Here is a 20,240-nt window from a genome sequence, read left to right on the forward strand (position 1 = left end):
ATATTTAGGTTACGAGGAGAATAGCAAATTCGCAAACAAAAAAATCTGTTAAAATGAAACAATGTGCTACACTATGGTCATGTCTTTATTTTCGAGGGTATCATGGCAAAAAAAACGAAAGTTCTCATTATTGGATCTGGTCCTGCGGGGTATACAGCAGCTATTTATGCAGCACGTGCGAATCTTAAGCCTGTACAAGCGTTGGGGTTGCAACCGGGTGGTCAGCTAACGATTACAACGGATGTGGAAAATTATCCGGGGTTTGCTGATGTGATCCAAGGGCCATGGTTGATGGAACAGATGCGCCTTCAGGCTGAACATGTTGGAACAGAAATGTTGATGGATATGATTGAATCTGTGGATTTGTCTAAGCGTCCATTTGTGTGTAAAACAGATGGTGGTGAGGTGATTGAAGCAGAAACAGTAATTATCTCAACAGGTGCACAAGCACGCTGGTTAGGTATTCCGACTGAAGATAAATTCCGTGGTTTTGGGGTGTCGGCTTGTGCAACGTGCGATGGCTTTTTCTATCGTGACAAAAAAGTTGTTGTTGTGGGTGGGGGGAACTCTGCGGTTGAGGAGGCTATGTATTTAACGAATTTTGCTTCTGAAGTTATTTTGGTTCATCGCCGCGATAGTTTGCGGGCGGAAAAGATTGCCCAAGATCGTCTATTTAAGAATCCAAAGATTAAGGTTATTTGGGACAGTGTGATTGAGGAGATTGTCGGGACTGAGGCGCCGTTGTCAGTGAATGGTGTTAAGTTGAAAAATGTCAAGACGAATGAAGTCACAGATTTAGCTGCTGATGGTGTGTTTGTTGCCATTGGTCATACTCCCATGAGTGAAATCTTTAAGGGGCAGGTCGAGTTGGATGAGGAGGGCTATATTAAGGTTGTTCCCGGAAGTACGGCGACCAATATCTCTGGTGTCTTCGCTGCTGGTGATGTGGCAGATAAGGTATTCCGTCAAGCAGTAACTGCAGCAGGTCTTGGCTGTATGGCGGCTTTAGAGGCAGAACGGTTTTTGCAGCATTAATTAATCATTCCATAAGCAATCATCGAGTTCTTTGATTTTATTTGTCACTGATGTTTTAGAGCTAAGAATTGCTTGGATCCTTTTGGTCTCGTCTGGGATCTTGAGTATTTGGGCAATCTCTTGCGTGCTCGATGTTCCACTAAAAGCGGATAGGGCATGATTTTGAATATAGTTCTGCAAAATATAACTAAAGGTAAACGTCCAGTTTAGTGAATCCCCGTGATATGGGGTATTGATTTTGCAACATAGAACAAAAAGCGTTTGCTGATCAACGCGAAGGGACAAATTTAAACTCATCAGGATATCTTTGAAATATCTTCTCATTAATTGCTTAACTTCTGTATTATTCCAGTCATATTCGTTTGGATTGCGAATAATATTGGATAGAGCTAATAAGGCATCTGTTCTTTCTTGAGGCCATATTTCGTCTGTGTGAGTATTATTGACCGGATAGAATAGAGATAGATTACCTGCGTATTCAAACATAGAATAGATTCCAAAGCCACAATTTAACGCGGATCGGAGCGATTCGAGATTGTGACCCCAGTCCCACTCATTTAAACTTTCAACAAAACGAACTGACCTAGGATTACGTGATACTTCACTCAGGACGTGCTGTCTTAGTTCTGTACCTAACCCTTTGCCTTGGTATGCCTCGAGGATATTCGTCATAATTTCAGCAATATTATCTGGGCTGTTCCTTTTATTAATTGATATTATTCCTGCAAGACCATGGTTTGCATACAATAGATACGTCCCAAATGGGGCGTTAGGTATCAGCTCTTTATAGGTATATGAGTCAAATCGGCCCGTTTCTTCAAATAGTTTAGCATATTTTTCAAGTTCGCCTTTTTTCTCAATTCTATAGATAGTCAGCACTCGATTGTTTGCGGGAAGATCGGCAGCAAAGCATGAAGCTATAGCAAAAAATAGAAAGGTGATAAATTTCATAATAACTCTAGATGTCCATTGTGTATAATGTACAGTTAGGTGTTTTTATAGAAAATTCAATGTATTACCCTGTTTTTTAGCATTAATTAACTTATGATGCTGGGTTGGCTTGGGGGGAAGGCTCGTATAGAAGTGAGCTTAGTCTTCTAATTTTATCAGCAACAGGGACTGGAGAGCGAAGAATGTTTTGAACTTTGTTCGTTTTGTCTGAAATCTTTAGGTGTTTTGCAATTGTCTGTGCGCTGGATGTTTCTTTGAAATGGAAAAGAGCCTGGTCTTGAATATAACTTTGCAAGCTATCTGAGAACATGGTCTTCCAGTCAAATGAACTTTCATGAAGTTGGCTTGATATTCTAGAGCAGAATACGAGAAAAGTTTGTTGGTCAACAAGAAGGGACAAATTCAAACTTAAAAGAAGGGCTTTAAAATTGTCTGTGAGTTGCCGTTTGACTGTTTGACTGTTCCAATCAAACTTATCGGGGTTGCGAATGATATTAGAGAGCGCTAAGAAGGCATCCATTCTTGTCATTGGCCAAATTTCATCTGTAGGACTACTATTAACAGGGTAGAACATGTGGAGTGCGCCGGCAAATTCAAACATAGAGTAGATGCTAAAGCCACATTTCAAGGCTGATCGAACGGATTCGAAATTGTCTCCCCAATCCCATTCATTTAAACTTTGAATATATTGAGTGGACTTTGATTGAGCTGAGACTTCACTAAGAACCACTTGTCTTAGTTTAGTCCCTAATCCTTTTCCTTGGTGAGACTTTACGATGTCTGTCATTGTTTCAGCCGTGCTATCCGTTTTAATGATAGACATGATGCCGACAGGGGATTTATTTTCCTCTGTTTCAAACCCAGCAGGAGATTTATTTTCCTCTGTTTCAAACCCAGCAGGAGATTTATTTTCCTCTGTTCCAAAGAGGATATATATTCCAAACGGAGCCTCGGGTGCTTTATTTTCAAAGTACGTATAGTCCTTGATGCGTCGTATCTCACTGAGTTGTGCTTGGCGTTGTTCTAATTCAGTTGTGTTTGTTACTCTGAATACAATAATGCCTAAGTCATTAGAGATAGGTTCGAGGGAACTTAATTCTGTTTTGATCAATAATAGAGATAAGAGGAATACTCTTAGGATGTTCATGTGTATTTCTCTAGTTTAATGTATATTTTAATAATGGTTATATTTTTTGCTCAAAGTCAATGCTGGTTTAAGCTGATTATAATCATATTTTCCCTTGAGGTATTGATGGGAATTTATGCTATACTCAAACAAAATTATTTAACTGAGATTTATTAATGTCGAGCTATCAATACGTATATGTCATGAAAAGCCTATCCAAAATTTTCCCGGGTGGGCGCGAAATTCTAAAAGATGTGTGGTTATCTTTTTTCCCAGGGGCAAAAATCGGTATTATCGGGCCAAACGGTGCGGGTAAATCGACACTCCTTAAGATTATGGCTGGTATTGATAAGGAGTTTAACGGTGAAGCTTGGGCAGCCGACGGTGTAAAGATTGGTTATCTTGAACAAGAACCTCAGCTTGATGAGACCAAGACTGTTATGGAAAACATCATGTCCGGTCTTGGCGAAATCAAAGATTTGATGGATCGTTTTGATGCGGTGAATGCCAAGTTTGCCGAAGAAATGACCGATGATGAAATGAATGCTCTGATCGCAGAGCAGGCAGATCTTCAAGAAAAGATTGATGCAGCTGATGCTTGGGATTTGAACCGCAAGATTGAAATTGCTATGGATGCGTTGCGTTGCCCGCCGGCTGATTCTGATGTGACTAAATTATCAGGTGGGGAACGTCGCCGTGTTGCTTTATGTCGTCTATTGATGCAAAAGCCGGACATGTTGCTGTTAGACGAACCAACCAACCATTTGGATGCTGAATCTGTTGCTTGGTTGGAACGTTATTTGCAGGATTATCCCGGCACCGTCGTTCTGATCACCCACGATCGTTATTTCTTGGATAATGTTGTCGGTTGGATTCTAGAGCTTGACCGTGGACAAGGAATTCCTTACGAGGGTAACTATTCCAGCTGGTTAGAACAAAAACGTAAACGCCTCGAGGTTGAGCAAAAGCAAGAAACCAGCCGTCAAAAGCAATTGTCCCGTGAGTTAGAGTGGATTCGTCAATCGCCCAAAGCGCGTCAGGCAAAGAGTAAAGCTCGTATTCAGGCCTATGAAACCTTGTTGGCGCAAGATTATGACCAAGGCAAAGGTGATGGCGCTATTGTCATCCCTGCAGGGCCACGTTTGGGCGATACTGTCATTAAGGCAAGTGGCTTGAATAAAGCGTTTGGTGATCGTTTGCTGATCGAAGATCTGGACTTCAACTTGCCACGTGGTGGTATTGTTGGGGTTATTGGGGCGAATGGTGCCGGAAAATCGACCTTATTCAAGATGATTACAGGGGTTGAACAACCTGACTCAGGGGAAATTAAAATTGGTGAGACGGTTGTTCTTGGCTATGTTGATCAATCTCGTGATTCATTAGATAGCAATAAAACTATTTGGGAAGAAATTTCCAAAGGGCATGACGAAATTCAATTGGGAAAGAATAAAATCCCAAGCCGCGCTTACTGCGCTATGTTTAACTTTAAGGGTGGCGATCAACAAAAGAAAGTTGGTCAGCTTTCTGGTGGTGAGCGTAACCGTGTTCATTTGGCTAACATGTTGAAATCAGGAGCGAACGTCTTGATGCTCGACGAGCCAACTAACGACTTGGATGTAGAAACACTGCGTTCCTTGGAAGAAGCTCTACTTGATTTTGCTGGATGTGCCATTGTGATTACCCACGATCGCTTTTTCTTAGACCGTATTGCAACACACATCTTGGCCTTTGAAGGCGACAGTCATGTTGAATGGTTCGAAGGAAACTATCAGTCTTATGAAGAAGATCGCCGTCGTCGTCTGGGTGTGGCAGCAGATCAGCCGCAACGGATTAAATATAAGCCGTTAGTCCGATAGGAATAAAAGAGAGCCGTGATGCAACTTTCAATACAGTAGTTTTGGGGGTTGCGTTAAGTCTTCCTCTAATGTCTTTAAGCTAATAAGTATTGAATTTTTTATGGCTCCTCAGGATGTATTCGACTTGCTCGTGTATACAACACGTGCGAACAGACAGAAAATTGTCCGTATGCTTTCTGGGAATTTTAAATATTTTTACGACTTACGCGAATTACTAAAGGCTTCTTGCTCTAAAGAAGCCTCTGACCAAACCGAAGGCTATTTCGGAATAGTCACGACCAATTCGAATTAGAGTTCGAAATAGTCGGATGTTTATTCCTCTTTATCACCTTTACAACAACTGCATTTTTTATGCCAACCCATTATGAGGGATCCAAGAATTGCTGCTGTTGCAAAAAAGATCATTTGAACATGCGCATGACCGGCTGCAAAATGCATGACGATTGCATGAACAACCCACAGGAAGGCAAAATTTAAAATGGCCATCATAACCATAGCCATCCATACTGATTTCATGTGACACATACACATTCGCCAAGGGCACATACATGCCATTGAACATTTGGTTTCACCTTTGTCTTTCATCGTAACCTCCTTATAGAGGCAAGTCACCTCTACACCCTATAAAATAGGACAAATAGGCGCTTAGGCAAGCAAAACTATCGTATTTGTAGAATCTCTCTAGCGACAATTTCCTGAGGTTTTAGCCCCAAGGGGGATTTTAATTGTTCTGTTATTTTTATAATATCTTGTAACTGATATTGGGTATTGAAAAAACTTAAGGTTGCTTGTGCTAGGTTTTCAGCAGTACATCGATCTTGCAAAAATTCAGGGATGATTTCTTTATCTGCAATGATATTTAAAACAGTTGCATAGTTTACTTTGGCAAATCGTTTGGCCAGCCAATAGGTTATGGCAGATGTTTTATAACCAATGACGGTTGGGACTTGGTTTAAGGCTAATTCCATAGCAACGGTGCCACTGGCTGCAATGGCTGCTTTAGCGTGTTTGAATGATTGAAAGCGATCCTCTGTTTTCGTTAAAATCTTGGCTGTGAATTGCTCTGCAGAACAAATGGTATCAATGAGGGGTTCAAGATGGGGAAGCGTTGGAATAATAACCTGAACAGGTGTTTGTGTTTGAATGATTTTTGCGGCCTTTAAAAAATCAGGTAGGAGCTTGTTGATTTCTTGGATGCGACTCCCGGGAAGCAACAAAAGGATCGGCTTTGAGTCAAGGTTATGTTTATCCAAAAAAGCTGAATCTGCGACGCTTTCTCGAAAGGCTGCGGGGTGGCCAACAAAATCAGCTTGAATCCCATGTTTAGAAAAATAGGGGGGCTCAAAGGGGAATATGCAATAGACACGGTCATACAGATGAGCAAGAGATTGAGCGCGCCCTTCTTTCCAGGCCCAAACTGCTGGAGGGACATAATGATGAAGTTGTCCTGAATATCCTAGATGGCGTAGGCGTTTGGCAAGGCGACTATGAAAGCTGTACGCGTCAATAGTCAGAACAACATCTGGTTGTTCTTTGATAATATAGTCAACGGTTTCTTTAATGCGTTTTAGAATATTAAAGGCCCGAGGAATGATTTCCAAAAAACCCATAACACTCAATTCTTCCATGGGAAAAAGAGAATTCAACCCATACTTTTGCATTTCAACGCCACCAATACCAATGTAATGAGTGTCTTTCGCGCAATGGTGCATAACTTCAGCGGCGATGATGTCGCCAGAGGGTTCAGCTGCAGAAATAAAAAGTTTCATAGGGAAATACGGAATAGTATTGTTTTTTTTATAATAGCATGAAGGGTACAGGCTCTGTGAGTAAAAAACTCATAGAGCCTGTTTTGTAAATTAGAGTTTTGTTGCAACTATACGTCCTAACCAAGGATTATCATGAACATGACCAAGAATCGGGTCTTCGTAATCGCGAACGGATAAATTATCTGCCTCGAGTTGAAAGTCGATTTTAAACCCAAGACTTTCTAATGATTTACAAAATTCAGCAAAGTTGATGTAGCGGCGATAGTGATTTGTCACCCCTTCATTTTTACCAACTTTCGATGATTGTTGGAACATTGGGTCTTTATCTGTTCTGAATTCGAGTAACAATTTTCCGCCTTGTTTCATGGTTGCTAGGAAATTCATGAACTTATGTTGCTCAACCTCGCTAATGGAGTGGATAAAGAAGCGAGCATAGAAAAAATCATAGGTTAGATACGGTGCAAGTGCTTGCTGATCATTGATATCAATGACCTGAAATGACTCAGGTGTCGATACTTTTGTTCTATTGATTTTAATTGCTTCTGTTGAGGCATCAATACCAACCGCATTCATGCCGAGTGTTAAGAAGAATAGTGTATCGCGACCATTGCCTGTTGCAATGTCGACAATGGTTTTGCCTGATTGAATAATCCCGTCATCAGCAAGAAATTGTGCAAATGTTGATGGGGAAACCGTTAGATTTTGTTTGCTGTAGAAGTCATTCCAAAAACTATGGTTGTTTGCAGCAAGGGGCGCTGGTGCGATTCCTGTTTCATAGAATTGACTGACACGTTCTTTTAAGGGGCCGGTCGGTTGCGCAGGTTTTCTGTCTGATTCCGTTGCTGTCCAGAGGTAATTATGATCTAATTTTGTACTGTGTTTATGGGAAACGACAATAAGGTTTTGCCAGTTTGTTCCATAAAAACGATCAAGGAATACCGAGGGATTTACCATGGATCGCGCTGTTATGCTACCAAATGGGACCAGATGTGTTGCTTTAAATTCTTCTGTTGGAATGATGGCTTTGTGAAATAATTGACGCCCTTTTGGTGGTAGGACAACATAGCCATTGCAATCATGATCATAGCCAAACTCAAATAAATCAATGAACGGGAGTATCTCTTCGCCTGTGGTTAATTTAATTTTAATGCGTGAGTAAAGTTTAAAACCAACGATCTCTGATTCCCTGAATAAATCATATCCCAACTCCCAGAATTTGGATTTCAATGCCATAAGTTTATCACCGTCAGCAGTGTCGATCATAAGATCAACATCATCATCATGAGGGATAATCCCTTGGTTACGTGCTTGCCCTAATAATGTCCCAAAGCCAAATGAATAAGGGATCTCTGCCTTTTCAAGCATTTGAGTTGCATCATAGGTAATTTGATATAAAGCCATAACTAAATTGGGGTCTGTTTTGATGGACTCACGGACTTGTGTCAGTTCAGTTTCTGGTTTTTTATCAAGATTAATCCATTGATCTTGTGCTTGTAGGGGGGCTAAACCTAAAAATAGGGATAAAGTTAGTGTCGATAGTGTTTTCATGTTGGTTCTCCTAAGAATAAAAATTAGCCTTCACTGCCGAATGTGCTGAGCGTTGTCCACGAGGATAACCAGTAATGGGCTCCAAAGGCGGTTGCCGGGACAGAATTTCCGGGCTTGATAACGGTGAGTTGGGGGTATATATCAACAGGTGTTGGATATATATATTGATGAGGTAAAATAACATCCCGCTCATCGCCTTGGCCGATTGTTTTCGCGATAGCTGTTGTGAAGACTCCTGGTCCGGTAATAAGGATGGTTGCAAAGCCATCTGAATCGGGAATGTGTCTAATATAATCAGGGGCGCGATGGGGGTCGTAGTTACGAACAATTAGATCTTTTAGTGTTCTAATAGTCGGATGATTAGGACTGGCAGCAATAAACGCATTACAGATAAATGATGACATGGGTTCGCGTGCCGCAATGAAATTATACGATAATAAAAGTGGAGTTAGAGAGTGATGAATCCGATAGTCTGTATCTCGGTAAATTCCCCCCATGCGTTCCAGAATTTCAACTCTTAAGATATCACTAGCTCGTCCAAATTTCTTTTTCTTAAGTTCCTCTTTAAATTTGGCTTTAAGTTTGAAATCACCGAGTTTTTTATATTCTTTGACTTTTATTCCCGAGTCTTTGAGCCGTTTGACCGTATGCGGTAAACGTTTTTTATTTTGTACCCAAAGGATATGTTTATATCCCTCTTCTGTGGGGCATGCTTTGAGTGAGTCTAAGGCGTATTGAGTAAATTCTTCTGGGAACTCAATTGGTTTGTCTTTGTGGGTTAGCCAAATTGAATGAATGATTCCGGGGATTTTTGAATGCTCTAGAGTTAAAGGCACGCCTTTGCTAACAAGGCGATTATATAGTGTTGGGAAATAATGCGTTCTGTAAAGATCGGTTAGGTGATCAAAGAATGCCATCCCGTCAATACCCTCGTGCCTAAATTGGCAGTCAATAATATAACGTAAGTTCCCATCATATTGCTCTTGAAAGTTTGGTGATAGGTTTGTTGGGATATTAATTGCACGGTACACAGGGCTATAAGGAAAGAGGAGTGGGTTCCGCCCAGAGTCAGGCTTGAAAAAAACGGGTCTAAAGTCAGCATATTCAACAAAGGTTGGCCTGTAGGGGATTTCTGTATTACTTAAGGAGACGGTATATTTTTTGTGGCCTTGTTCAAGGTTTATGAAAATAGATTTGTCATAAAGTTTTATGTCGACAAGGATATCACCTTTATAGGTCACAAATGTTTGCCCTGGTAATATCGTGTGTTTTTCTTTATAGTTTTCCCCATCACCGATAAGTCTTAATCTTATCTTTACAGGATGTTTTGAGTCATTACGAATCGGTGTTTTTGTTTGTCGCAATTTCTCTAGAAACTGTTTTACTTCGTGTTGGTTATGATTATATTGATCTGGTTTTTTATGAAAGATCGCCAGTTCTGTTGATGCTGGGTTTATTGAGCCACAATCGGTAGGGTCGATCTCGGCAGAATGAGCAGCTGTTGCTAAAAGAGCGATAATAAACTTTGGAAATCTAAACATAAATTACCCCATAATCTGTAAGTATTTCGTCTTGTCATTTTTATGACGTACTTACAAGTCTATGAGATTATTTATGTTGAGAGCAATTATGTAAAATAAATATTAATTTTATTTTAAATTTTATATTATTGTAGGGGCTGAAGAGATTTATATCTCTGTCCTAAGAGCTTTATCGATATTAGGGACACAATGGCGCACCCAATGATCCACAAAGCTGGGCTTGTTACGCCCCAACTATTTGCCATGGTCGCGCAAATCATGGGAGATAGACCACCGAACGTTGCATTAGCGATGTTATAGGTAATTGATACCCCTGTATATCGGTGTTCTGCTGGGAATAACTTGGTAATCAAGGCAGATCTAGGGCCAAAACACATGCCCAAACTAATCGCAAATAAGATGTGAAGTGTTGCGATTAAAGAAAGATTATGACTGGTTGTTGTGTGTAATAGTGTTGGATAAGCAAGGGCAAGACTTGTTAAATACCCCATATATAGAATGGGTTTTTGTCCAATCTTATCAGATAAAAATGCACTGACAAATGTTGCGGGCATCATGGCTGTTATACTAATTAATGGTAAGAGAGTCATCGCATAGCTAGGCAAGGCATCAACCATAATTTGTTTAGGTAGGTAAATTACAAGGAAATAATAGCCGGCAGAATTGATCGCTAAAAATGTTGTTGCGATTATGAATAGCTTTGGGGATGCGGTAAATGATTTTTTTACTAAGGCTCCAAAAGCTAGTTTTTCTGTTGATGGTTTAAATTCTGGTGTTTCAGTTAAATCTCGACGTAGATAATACCCTAAGATACCAAAAACGATACCACCGAGAAAAGGAAGTCGCCATCCAAAACTTTTAAGATTTTCATCGGATAAATAAATCGTTAAGAGCAGGGAGGTTAGTGAGGCAAGAATCATGCCAACAGAACTGCCTAAATCTGCCCATGAGGCAAAGTAGGCCGGCTTGTCTTTAGGGGCATGTTCTATAAGATAGACCACAGAGCCGCTAAATTCACCTCCCAAAGAAACTCCTTGAATCATACGGCAGAGCAACAATAATAAAGGGGCTATCACGCCGGCTTGTTCATATGTAGGAAGGCATCCGATAAGGAAAGTCGGCATGGCCATTAAGGCAATTGATAACATTAGGCCGCTTTTGCGCCCATACTGGTCACCAATATGACCGCTTAGAATGGCACCAAATGGGCGGATAATAAAACCAATCGCAAAAACAGCATAGGTCATCATCATGCTTAGGAATGCTGATGTAGAGGGGAAAAATTGCTGAGATATAATATGCGTCATGAATCCAAAGATGGCAAATTCATACCATTCCAATAAATTTCCGGCAAAACAACTAAATAGGATTTTTTTTGAAGATGTCATTCGTATACCTTTTTTGTTTGGTCGTTTTGCAAGACTAACACATTTTTAAAGAGTTTTAAAAATTATCGTCACTAGGAAAAAAATTCCTATTGTTAACGGATTATTTACGAAACTAGGCATATTCTGACCATATAATAGTAAAATTTTAAATAAAGGTCAGGTAAATTGGACGGATTTTCGCAAATACTCCGTAACCTTGGTCCCGTGAGGCTTGCTGCTATCGGTAGCGTCATGCTGGGCGTTATCGGATTCTTTATTTATCTTATGTCGCAAACATCAACTGGTAATATGGCAGTTTTATACTCACAACTAGAACCGGCCGAAGCGTCCCGTGTTGTGCAAAAGATTGAATCTATGGGCATTCCTGTTACGGTTAGTCCGGATGGAACAACGATTAATGTTCCTGCTGAAAAAGTTGCTCGCCTTCGAATGGATGTTGCACAAGAAGGCTTAATTTCTGGTGGCACCGTTGGTTATGAAATTTTTGATCGTGGAGACGTCCTTAGTACTTCCGGGAGTATGATTGACATCAATAAACTTCGAGCCCTTGAAGGTGAGTTGACAAAATCCATTAAAACCATCAAGGGCGTTTCAGCGGCAAGGGTGCATTTGGTTATCCCAAAGCGTGAACTGTTTTCCCGTGATAAAGTCGATCCGTCAGCATCGATTATGCTTAAGATGAATGGCATGATGAAATTATCTGAGCAACAAATTAAATCAATCCAGTATCTTGTTGCCTCTGCTGTCCCTAATTTATCTGTAGATCGGATATCAATTATTGATGACAAAGGTAATTTATTAGCAAAAGAATCAGATAGCGACAATAGTATTCAGCAGCTAACAGCTCAACAAGAAGTAACCCGGTCTTATGAGATGAAGGCTGCAAAACAATTAGAAAGCTTGCTTGAGAAAACATTGGGCCCGGGTAAGATTCGTGCTGAAATCTCAGCGGATATTGATTTTGATCAAATTGTCACCAACTCGGAAAAATATGATCCCGAAGGACAAGTTGCACGGAGTGTTTCCAATAGTAAAGAAGACTCAACACAAAGCAGTAGTGATGCTAGTGTTTCTGTTGCGAATGCGTTGCCGGATGCGAATAACAGGGCGACAGGAACAAATGATAACCGTAGCAATCGTGCTGATGAGAATACTACGTATGAAATTTCTCGGATTGTCCAAAATCATAAAAAGGAATCGGGTAATATAAAATCAATGTCTGTGGCTGTTCTTATTGATGGGACTTATACAAAAGACAAAGATGGTAAAGAGACTTATAAACCTCGTACAAAAGAAGAACTCGATCAAATTACTACACTGGTTAAAACTGCTATTGGATTCAAAGAAGAACGGGGTGATAAAGTTGAAGTTGTCAATATGCAGTTTGCAAAGACAGATTTTGATGAAACTCCGTTGCCTGAGAAAAATTCATTTATTCCGGCGATGGATATAACCAAAATTATTGAGCTTCTTGTTTTGGCTGCGGTGGGTGTCTTGATTTTGATTATGATTGTTCGCCCTGTCTTATTGCGTGTGATTGAGTCGAGTGGTGTGGCTAATGAAGATAGCGAAGTTGCAGCACTTTTGGCTAGTGCAAATGGTCATAGTAGTTATGCTCTTCCTGATTTCTCAAAACCTGATGAAGGTCAATTTGACATGATTGGTCATATGGACGATAGCGAAGAAGACGATTTATTAGATGTCAGTAATATTGATGGTCGTCTCAAAGCATCCTCATTAAAGAAAATCGGAGAGATTATCGATAAACACCCTGAAGAAGCAGTAACAATTATTAGAAACTGGATGTATGACGAGCCATGGAAACAAGAAAAGACTACATAGGACTATCAGGCGTAGAACGCGTTTCGTTGCTTCTTCTTGCCCTTGGGGACGAGCAAGTTCAACAGTTGTTCAAGCATCTTGATGAAGCGGAAATTCGTGAAATTGCTCTGACGATGACGGCTTTGGGTAAAGTCCCGTCCAATGTTGTTGAAGTGATGTTCGGTGACTTTGTTGATCAACTGTCAACAACCGGTGCTTTGATTGGAACACCCGAGAGTACAAAGCGTTTGTTGATCAAGGCTTTGCCTCAGGAAAAAGTTTCCCAGATTATGGATGAGATTAGTGGTCCTGCTGGGCGTACAATGTGGGATAAACTCAGCAATATCAATGAAGAATTACTTGCGAATTATCTGAAGAATGAATACCCGCAAACCATCAGTGTGGTTTTGACACGGATTAAACCAGAACATGCAGCACGCGTTATGACGTTATTGCCTGATGCTTTGGTGATGGAAGTTATTATGCGTATGCTGAAGATGGAATCTGTTCGTCGTGAGATTCTAGATGATGTGGAGCGGACATTACGAACAGAATTTATGAGCAATATTTCCAAGGCGTCAAAACGAGATTCATACGAGCTTGTTGCTGAAATCTTTAACTATTTGGATCGTCAGGCCGAGGCTAAGATGCTGGGTAATCTGGAAGAAAGCAGCCCGGATGATGCTGAGAAAATCAAGAATCTTATGTTTACATTTGATGACATGCTTAAACTTGATAGCCAAGGAATTCAAACAGTTATCCGTGTTGCAGATAAGACTAAACTTGCCTTGGCTCTTAAGGGTGCGAATGATTCAATCAAAGAAAAGTTCTTTGGCAATATGTCGGAACGAGCTGCAAAGTTGATGCGCGAAGATATGCAGTCAATGGGTATGGTTCGTGTCAAGGATGTGGATGAAGCACAAAATTACATTGTTGTTACCACAAAAGACTTGTCAAACAAGGGTGAAGTTATTATCCGCAAGGGTAATGATGCTGAAGATGCGTTGATTGAATAGGGTAGAGGACATGAATAAATTTATCTTTAATTATGATTTTGAAAAACCTGTTCAGATCGACCCTAATGCCCCTAAGTATACAGAAGACGATGCTGTTTTGATTAAAGAAGCAGCGCATGCAGAAGGGGTTGCTGAAGGCCGAAGCATCCAACAGACTGTTATTGAGGCTGATTTAATGCGAGCGATGGGCGGGTTCGAAGATAAGTTGGTGAGGTTTGTTGAAGCCGAAGCTTCTAAGCGCCAGATTGTTCAAACTGAAGCTGCGCAATTAGCCAAGGCTGTTGCTATGAAAATTTGTTTGACTGAGGTGGAAAAACATTCAGTCGATCGTGTTATTACGTGTATGGACAGAATTACGAAAACCCTTTTGGGCAAACCGACGATGGCAATTAACGTCAGCCCAAAAATAGCAAAAACTCTGACAGAACGTGTCCAAAATTTGATCGAGACTGGCCAAATTGTTGTTCAGGTAGATGATGCGCTCGATCCCATGGATTGCACATTCTCATGGGCTGCAGGCGGTGCTGAGGTTTTATTAAAAAATATTTTGAATGATGTTGACCATCTTATCAATGAAATTAGTCAAACAAAGGAGTTAGACCATGAGTGATGAACAAAACAATGAAAATAATGAATCTGAAGGGGGAGCAGAAAATCCTTCGGAACAGTCTGATCTTCAGCCAACAATCGATAACCTTGAAGAAACCTTGGGCGATTCAAATGATTTAACGGCAGTCTATAACGTTCCTGTAACAATTTCTGCTGTTTTAGGGCGGGCAACATTACCTGTGAGCCAACTCTTAAAACTCGGGCGAGGGGCTGTTGTTGAATTAGACCGGCGTGTTGGTGAATCTGTTGATATTTTTGTGAACAATCGCCTTGTTGCTCGGGGCGAAGTTGTGATTGTCGATGAGCGTCTTGGAATCACAATGACTGAAATTATCAAATCCGATCGATAAGGAGAGAGCCAATGCGTGTAATGATTATAAGTGCGTTTGATGGCCAAGTTTCTGAAGCAGCAAGAATGGCAACGAATTCTGGTGCAAAAGTTACAATGACGTCCTCAACCAAAGAGGCATTAGAGTTACTACGCAAAGGTCAAAGTGCTGATCTGTTATTTATCGATATTATCCATGACGTTGATTCTGTGATTAAGCAATTGAAGTCAGAGCATTTTAATATTCCTGTTGTTGCCTGTGGTATTCAGGCTGATCCTGAAAAAGCAGCGCAAGCAATCCGTGCCGGTGCTATTGATTATATTCCATTTCCACCCCAGGCTGAAATGATCGCAGCAATTTTATCAGCAATCACAAAAAGACAAGATGATATGATTGCACGCGATCCGGCAATGATGCGTTGGATTGAAATGGCGGATAAAGTCGCCCCGAGTGAAGCAAATATTTTAATTACAGGGGAATCCGGTACGGGTAAAGAAGTTATTGCTCGGTATATTCACGGGAAATCTAATCGATCAAAGAAACCCTTTGTGTCTGTTAACTGTGCGGCTATTCCAGAGAATTTATTGGAATCAGAGCTTTTTGGACATGAGAAGGGCGCCTTCACTGGTGCTGTTGCGCGACGTGTTGGGAAATTTGAAGAAGCCAACGGTGGAACGCTATTGCTTGACGAAATTAGTGAAATGGATGTTCGATTGCAGGCAAAACTTTTAAGAGCAATTCAAGAACGCGTGATTGATCGTGTTGGCGGAACAGCTCCTGTTAAAGTTGATATTCGAATTATTGCAACGTCAAATCGAGATTTAATGGTATCCTGTAAAAAAGGTGAGTTTCGGGAAGATTTGTACTATCGCTTAAATGTTATTAACTTGCAATTGCCCTCGCTTCGTCAACGTCCGAAAGATATCGAAGCACTGTCTCAGTTTTTTATTGATAAATTTTCTGATTTAAATGGGGTTCCAAAAAAGACACTATCGTCATTGGCTTGTCAAGCCTTAGTAAATTATGCTTGGCCAGGCAATGTTCGTGAACTGGAAAATACCATTCATCGTGCTGTTTTGCTGTCTTCAGGAACAGTGATTGACGTTTCTGATCTGTTTGACGAAGTAACGCAGGAAAGTCTAAAGGTAACTGTTAAGTCTGATGTAGAGAACAGATTGCTGATTGGACGAACAGTTGCGAGTGTTGAAAAAGACCTTATTTTGAACACGTTGGATCATTGCAGTGGAAACCGCACTCACGCAGCTCACATTCTCGGGATTTCAATACGAACATTGCGTAATAAGCTCAAGGAATATGGCGATGCTACGCAAGACGTCATGGCGGGATGAGAAGGGGTATTTAAATGGCAGCACCAGCAATAACAACAGGAATTGATTTTGCTAGCTTAACAAAGCGAACGGATATCGCCTTTGCTTTGGGGTTAATTGCTGTTTTGATTCTCTTATTTATGCCTGTTTCGACTATCTTGCTCGATATGTCGCTGGCATTATCCATTCTCTTTTCCATTATGATTTTATTTACTGCATTATTCATTGAAAAACCCCTTGAATTTAGTTCATTTCCAACAATTCTGTTGGTCTCTACAATGATTCGTCTAGCCTTAGATGTGGCGGCAACTCGTATGATCTTGACTCATGGACATGAAGGATCCCATTCGGCTGGTAAAGTTATCGAAGCCTTTGGTCGATTCTTGATGGGGGGAAATTTCGTTATTGGAATCATCGTTTTTGCCATTTTGATTATCGTGAACTTTGTGGTTATTACCAAAGGTTCCGGGCGTATTGCTGAAGTATCTGCAAGGTTTAGCTTAGATGCAATGCCGGGTAAGCAAATGGCTGTTGATGCGGACTTGAGTGCAGGTCTTATCGATGAAGGTGAAGCTAAAAAACGTCGTAAATTGCTGGAGGATGAAAGCAATTTTTATGGATCGATGGATGGTGCGGCCAAGTTTGTGCGTGGCGATGCCATTGCTGCCCTTTTGATTACATTCATCAATATTATTGGTGGCATTATTATTGGTGTTGGGCAAATGGATCTTAGCTTTTCCGAGGCTTTGAAGACCTATACAATTTTGACGGTTGGTGACGGTTTAGTTTCACAAGTTCCTGCTCTAATTGTTTCGACTGCTGCCGGTATGTTGGTTTCTAAAGCAGGTGTTGAAGGATCAGCGGATAAGGCGTTAATTGCTCAATTAAGTGCGAATCCGACTGTGCTTGGGTTAAGTGCGTTTATTATGTTTGTTCTTGCTGTAACACCAGGCATGCCGGGGTTGCCGTTCTTCATTCTGACATTGGGATGTGGTGTCGGTGCTTGGCGTGTGACTGAGCGTCAGAAAAAAGAGCTTGTTGAATCCCAGATTGCGGCAGTTGAAAAGGAAAAAGCGGGCGAAGAGCAGGTATCAATCGGTGAAGAAGCAAAAATTACACCAGGTCATATTGATCATTTGCGGATCGAAATTGGTTATGGGCTTCTTAATCTTTTGAATGGGGAGCGTGGTACAAAACTGACTGATCAAATCAAGAGTTTACGCAAACAGCTTGCCCAAGAGGTTGGTTTTGTCTTACCGTCTGTTCGCATTCAGGATAATCTGCAAGTAGATGGTATGTCTTATGTGATCCGCGTTAAAGAACTTGAGGCAGGGCGGGGTGAATTGCGTCCGGATCACCTGTTGGTGATGAGTCCAAGTGGTCATGATATACTTGTTGAAGGTGAAGCAACGGTTGAACCAACGTTTGGTTTGCCAGCGCGATGGATACGTGAAGACAAACGGGCAGAGGCGGAACGTCAAGGACTTACTGTTGTTGATGCAGCAACCGTTATGACAACGCATCTTACGGAAATCGTTAAAGATAATCTGGCTGAATTACTCACTTATGTTGAAACGCAAAAGATGTTGGATGAGTTGGGGGATACTTATAAAAAGCTTCTTAATGACTTGATTCCATCGCAAATTAGTCTTGGCGGTATTCAGCGAATCCTCCAGAATCTAGTCAGTGAACGGGTTAGTATCCGTGATTTGGCAACGATTATTGAGGCAATCTCTGAAGGATGTGGGTATTCACGAAATGTATCTGTTATAACAGAACATGTGCGCCAACGTTTGGCTCGACAAATTACGCATAGTAATTTAGATGAGCACGGAATTCTGAAAATTGTACCGTTGACCGTTAAGTGGGATCAGGCAATGAATGATGCCTTGATCGGAGAGGGTGAAGTCAGGCAGCTTGCTTTGTCCCCTAGTCAGATTCAAGAATTCATCAATGATTTTAAAGCAACATTTGATCGGATTGCTATGACAGGCGATCCTGCCGTTCTGGTTGTTAATCCAACATTAAGACCGTTCGTCAGGGCGATTATTGAACGTGTCCGTCCGTCAGTTATGGTTATGGGGCAGAACGAAATCCACCCCAGCGCCAAAATCGAAAATGTTGGCCAAGTATAATCAAATTAATTAGGCTCACCAAGATTAAGTTGAGGATGGTTATCTGATTCTGTACCTAATAGGTGTGATGGCGTATCATCTGTGTCAACATCTTGCGCTGCTTGCAAGCTTGGGTTCCCTAAAATTAGTTTTAAGGGGTCTGTATTCGCTCCGATAACAACCTTCCTATTGGAAAGTTTGTTAAAGAAGATGTGTGTTCCTGGCACAACCATGCCACTGTCTATATGTATTTTGTCCGGATGCCAGTATACAATCGTTCCTAAATCGTCTGTTTTATCTTTTGGTGTTGCTATAATCTTAACGTTGACGCCAAGGTGAGAAGAAAAAGTCCGATCAAAACTATTTGCATTGCCTTCTATAACACCTTGAAATAGATCGGCAGATTGCTCATTTGATGGTGGTATTGGGATGATTTGACCGGGAGTATCGGCTGCATAACTGGTTGACATTATAATAGCTGATATCGCTAATATATTTTTTAAATACATGTTGATCTCCTGTATTAATTTAAAGGTTTTACTTACTCTCTTTAATGCTGCAACAACTGCTTTTTCTTGAGTAATCAGTTGAGACAAAACACCTTGGTGGCATCCGTATGAACTCTTGCTCCTGATGGTTTGCTAGAGATTAAGATAAAGCTAATAACTTAAGATATGCTTAAAACCACTTTTAATTTTCTGAACTAATAGGTTAAGATCTTGTTCGGAATAATCTTTAGAGATGGTATTCCATACAGGGTTAGGCCAAGCAGGGTCAGTGGTATAGCGGGCAATAATATGGATGTGCATTTGTGGAACAACGTTGCCAAGTGTTGCGATATTAAGTTTGTTTGGGGAAAAAATGCGTTGCATAATTTGGGAAGCCTGATTTATTTCAGACATGAGCAGGTGCTGGTCAGAAGAGGATAGATCTGTTATTTCAATGCAATGCTCAGTTTTTGGAATTAACAGGATCCATGGGAAAGCTGCATTATGGGACAGTCGTACCTGACATAAAGATAGGTCGCAAACAAACGATGATGTGTTTTCAAGACGTGGATCAAGTTTCATGCGCATAGTATGATATAGATTTTCACAGATGACAACTATGAAAATACTTGCGTTGGACGATCAATTTGTTTAATTATAGAAAGTGATATATTTTATAATATGTGCGCCCATAGCTCAGCTGGATAGAGCAACGGCCTTCTAAGCCGCAGGTCGGGGGTTCGAATCCTCCTGGGCGCGCCAAAACTATTTACTAGAATTTGTGAGGATCCATGGCCCGCGTAACAGTTGAAGATTGCGTTGAAGTTGTCCCTAATCGATTTGAGCTTGTGATGCTCGCGGCGCGTCGTGCGCGCGAATTATCTGCAGGTTCTTCTATGACCATCGAGCGCAAGAATGATCGCAATCCTGTTGTGGCTTTGCGTGAAATTGCAGAACAGACAGTTTCCGTTGATCATCTGCAAGATAGTCTTGTTCGTTCACTGCAACGTGTATCATTTTCTGATGCAAGTGATGAAGAACTTGAAAACGAATTTATGGATGCGATCAGTGGTTCCCTCGATTCGATGGACGATGATGAAGACGATGATATTGTAACATCTCAAATGTTAGAAGCTGATGTTGAATCACAATTAAACGTTTCAGAAGGCGAAGAAAATTTAGATTAATTTCTCTGTTCAGAGCTGTATTTAAGCCCAGAGTATTCTGGGCTTTTTTATTATTGTGTACATAGTCGCTTGTGCTGATTCACTTTTCTCTCTCCCAAGGGGAACCGCCCTTACCCCTTTTAAGAGGAGATTCA

At 40.9% G+C, this 20,240-nt stretch carries 18 protein-coding genes and 1 tRNA gene; 10 read left to right on the forward strand and 9 right to left on the reverse strand.

What is annotated here, in order from left to right; genetic code table 11:
* Positions 1-102 precede the first annotated feature (102 nt).
* Positions 103-1,035 (forward strand): thioredoxin-disulfide reductase, encoded by a 933-nt coding sequence (gene trxB / locus KF820_07665; GenBank protein MBX3458214.1) that lies wholly within the window; start codon positions 103-105, stop codon positions 1,033-1,035.
* On the opposite strand, the gene KF820_07670 is transcribed toward trxB, so the two are convergent.
* Complete coding sequence (locus tag KF820_07670) at positions 1,036-1,986, reverse strand: GNAT family N-acetyltransferase (GenBank protein MBX3458215.1); 951 nt, start codon at positions 1,984-1,986, stop codon at positions 1,036-1,038.
* 91 nt (positions 1,987-2,077) lie between these two features.
* Positions 2,078-3,133 (reverse strand): hypothetical protein, encoded by a 1,056-nt coding sequence (locus KF820_07675; GenBank protein MBX3458216.1) that lies wholly within the window; start codon positions 3,131-3,133, stop codon positions 2,078-2,080.
* Between the two features lie 155 nt (positions 3,134-3,288).
* Between KF820_07675 and ettA the strand changes: the two genes are divergently transcribed.
* Positions 3,289-4,968, forward strand: coding sequence for an energy-dependent translational throttle protein EttA (gene ettA, locus KF820_07680; protein MBX3458217.1), 1,680 nt, complete (start codon positions 3,289-3,291; stop codon positions 4,966-4,968).
* 312 nt (positions 4,969-5,280) lie between these two features.
* Here ettA and KF820_07685 read toward each other — a convergent pair whose 3' ends face one another.
* The 5 genes from KF820_07685 to KF820_07705 all read right to left on the reverse strand — a co-directional run bounded on the left by KF820_07685 (position 5,281) and on the right by KF820_07705 (position 11,214).
* Positions 5,281-5,553: a hypothetical protein gene (locus KF820_07685; protein ID MBX3458218.1), complete on the reverse strand. Its 273-nt coding sequence runs from the start codon at positions 5,551-5,553 to the stop codon at positions 5,281-5,283.
* A 74-nt stretch (positions 5,554-5,627) separates the two neighbouring features.
* On the reverse strand, positions 5,628-6,737 hold the full coding sequence (gene lpxB, locus KF820_07690; GenBank protein MBX3458219.1) for a lipid-A-disaccharide synthase: 1,110 nt from the start codon (positions 6,735-6,737) through the stop codon (positions 5,628-5,630).
* A gap of 90 nt (positions 6,738-6,827) precedes the next feature.
* Positions 6,828-8,285 carry a LicD family protein gene (locus tag KF820_07695; protein ID MBX3458220.1) on the reverse strand — a complete coding sequence of 486 codons (1,458 nt, stop codon included), beginning with the start codon at positions 8,283-8,285 and terminating at the stop codon, positions 6,828-6,830.
* A gap of 23 nt (positions 8,286-8,308) precedes the next feature.
* Positions 8,309-9,826 carry a hypothetical protein gene (locus KF820_07700; GenBank protein ID MBX3458221.1) on the reverse strand — a complete coding sequence of 506 codons (1,518 nt, stop codon included), beginning with the start codon at positions 9,824-9,826 and terminating at the stop codon, positions 8,309-8,311.
* 125 nt (positions 9,827-9,951) lie between these two features.
* Positions 9,952-11,214 (reverse strand): MFS transporter, encoded by a 1,263-nt coding sequence (locus KF820_07705; protein MBX3458222.1) that lies wholly within the window; start codon positions 11,212-11,214, stop codon positions 9,952-9,954.
* Between the two features lie 165 nt (positions 11,215-11,379).
* Between KF820_07705 and fliF the strand changes: the two genes are divergently transcribed.
* Genes fliF through flhA form a run of 6 tightly spaced genes read left to right on the forward strand, consistent with a single transcriptional unit; the run spans position 11,380 to position 18,452 of the window.
* Positions 11,380-13,056: a flagellar M-ring protein FliF gene (gene fliF, locus KF820_07710; protein ID MBX3458223.1), complete on the forward strand. Its 1,677-nt coding sequence runs from the start codon at positions 11,380-11,382 to the stop codon at positions 13,054-13,056.
* Positions 13,032-14,051 (forward strand): flagellar motor switch protein FliG, encoded by a 1,020-nt coding sequence (gene fliG / locus KF820_07715; protein MBX3458224.1) that lies wholly within the window; start codon positions 13,032-13,034, stop codon positions 14,049-14,051. Before fliF ends, fliG begins: the two co-directional genes overlap by 25 nt.
* Before the next feature lie 10 nt (positions 14,052-14,061).
* Positions 14,062-14,661 (forward strand): hypothetical protein, encoded by a 600-nt coding sequence (locus KF820_07720; GenBank protein ID MBX3458225.1) that lies wholly within the window; start codon positions 14,062-14,064, stop codon positions 14,659-14,661.
* Positions 14,654-15,010 carry a flagellar motor switch protein FliN gene (gene fliN / locus KF820_07725; GenBank protein MBX3458226.1) on the forward strand — a complete coding sequence of 119 codons (357 nt, stop codon included), beginning with the start codon at positions 14,654-14,656 and terminating at the stop codon, positions 15,008-15,010. Before KF820_07720 ends, fliN begins: the two co-directional genes overlap by 8 nt.
* An 11-nt stretch (positions 15,011-15,021) precedes the next feature.
* Positions 15,022-16,338, forward strand: coding sequence for a sigma-54-dependent Fis family transcriptional regulator (locus KF820_07730; GenBank protein MBX3458227.1), 1,317 nt, complete (start codon positions 15,022-15,024; stop codon positions 16,336-16,338).
* A 14-nt stretch (positions 16,339-16,352) separates the two neighbouring features.
* On the forward strand, positions 16,353-18,452 hold the full coding sequence (flhA, locus tag KF820_07735) for a flagellar biosynthesis protein FlhA (GenBank protein MBX3458228.1): 2,100 nt from the start codon (positions 16,353-16,355) through the stop codon (positions 18,450-18,452).
* 5 nt (positions 18,453-18,457) lie between these two features.
* On the opposite strand, the gene KF820_07740 is transcribed toward flhA, so the two are convergent.
* A complete protein-coding gene (locus tag KF820_07740) occupies positions 18,458-18,940 on the reverse strand; it encodes a hypothetical protein (protein ID MBX3458229.1) in 483 nt (160 codons plus the stop codon).
* A gap of 150 nt (positions 18,941-19,090) precedes the next feature.
* Positions 19,091-19,501, reverse strand: a complete 411-nt coding sequence (locus KF820_07745; protein ID MBX3458230.1) for an HIT family protein — start codon at positions 19,499-19,501, stop codon at positions 19,091-19,093.
* A gap of 103 nt (positions 19,502-19,604) precedes the next feature.
* Between KF820_07745 and KF820_07750 the strand changes: the two genes are divergently transcribed.
* Both KF820_07750 and rpoZ read left to right on the forward strand, forming a co-directional pair.
* Positions 19,605-19,681 (forward strand) — tRNA-Arg (locus KF820_07750).
* A 29-nt stretch (positions 19,682-19,710) separates the two neighbouring features.
* Complete coding sequence (gene rpoZ / locus KF820_07755) at positions 19,711-20,106, forward strand: DNA-directed RNA polymerase subunit omega (protein ID MBX3458231.1); 396 nt, start codon at positions 19,711-19,713, stop codon at positions 20,104-20,106.
* Positions 20,107-20,240: the final 134 nt, after the last annotated feature.

This window comes from Candidatus Paracaedibacteraceae bacterium, from assembly GCA_019636055.1.
GTDB lineage: Bacteria > Pseudomonadota > Alphaproteobacteria > Paracaedibacterales > Paracaedibacteraceae > Paracaedibacter.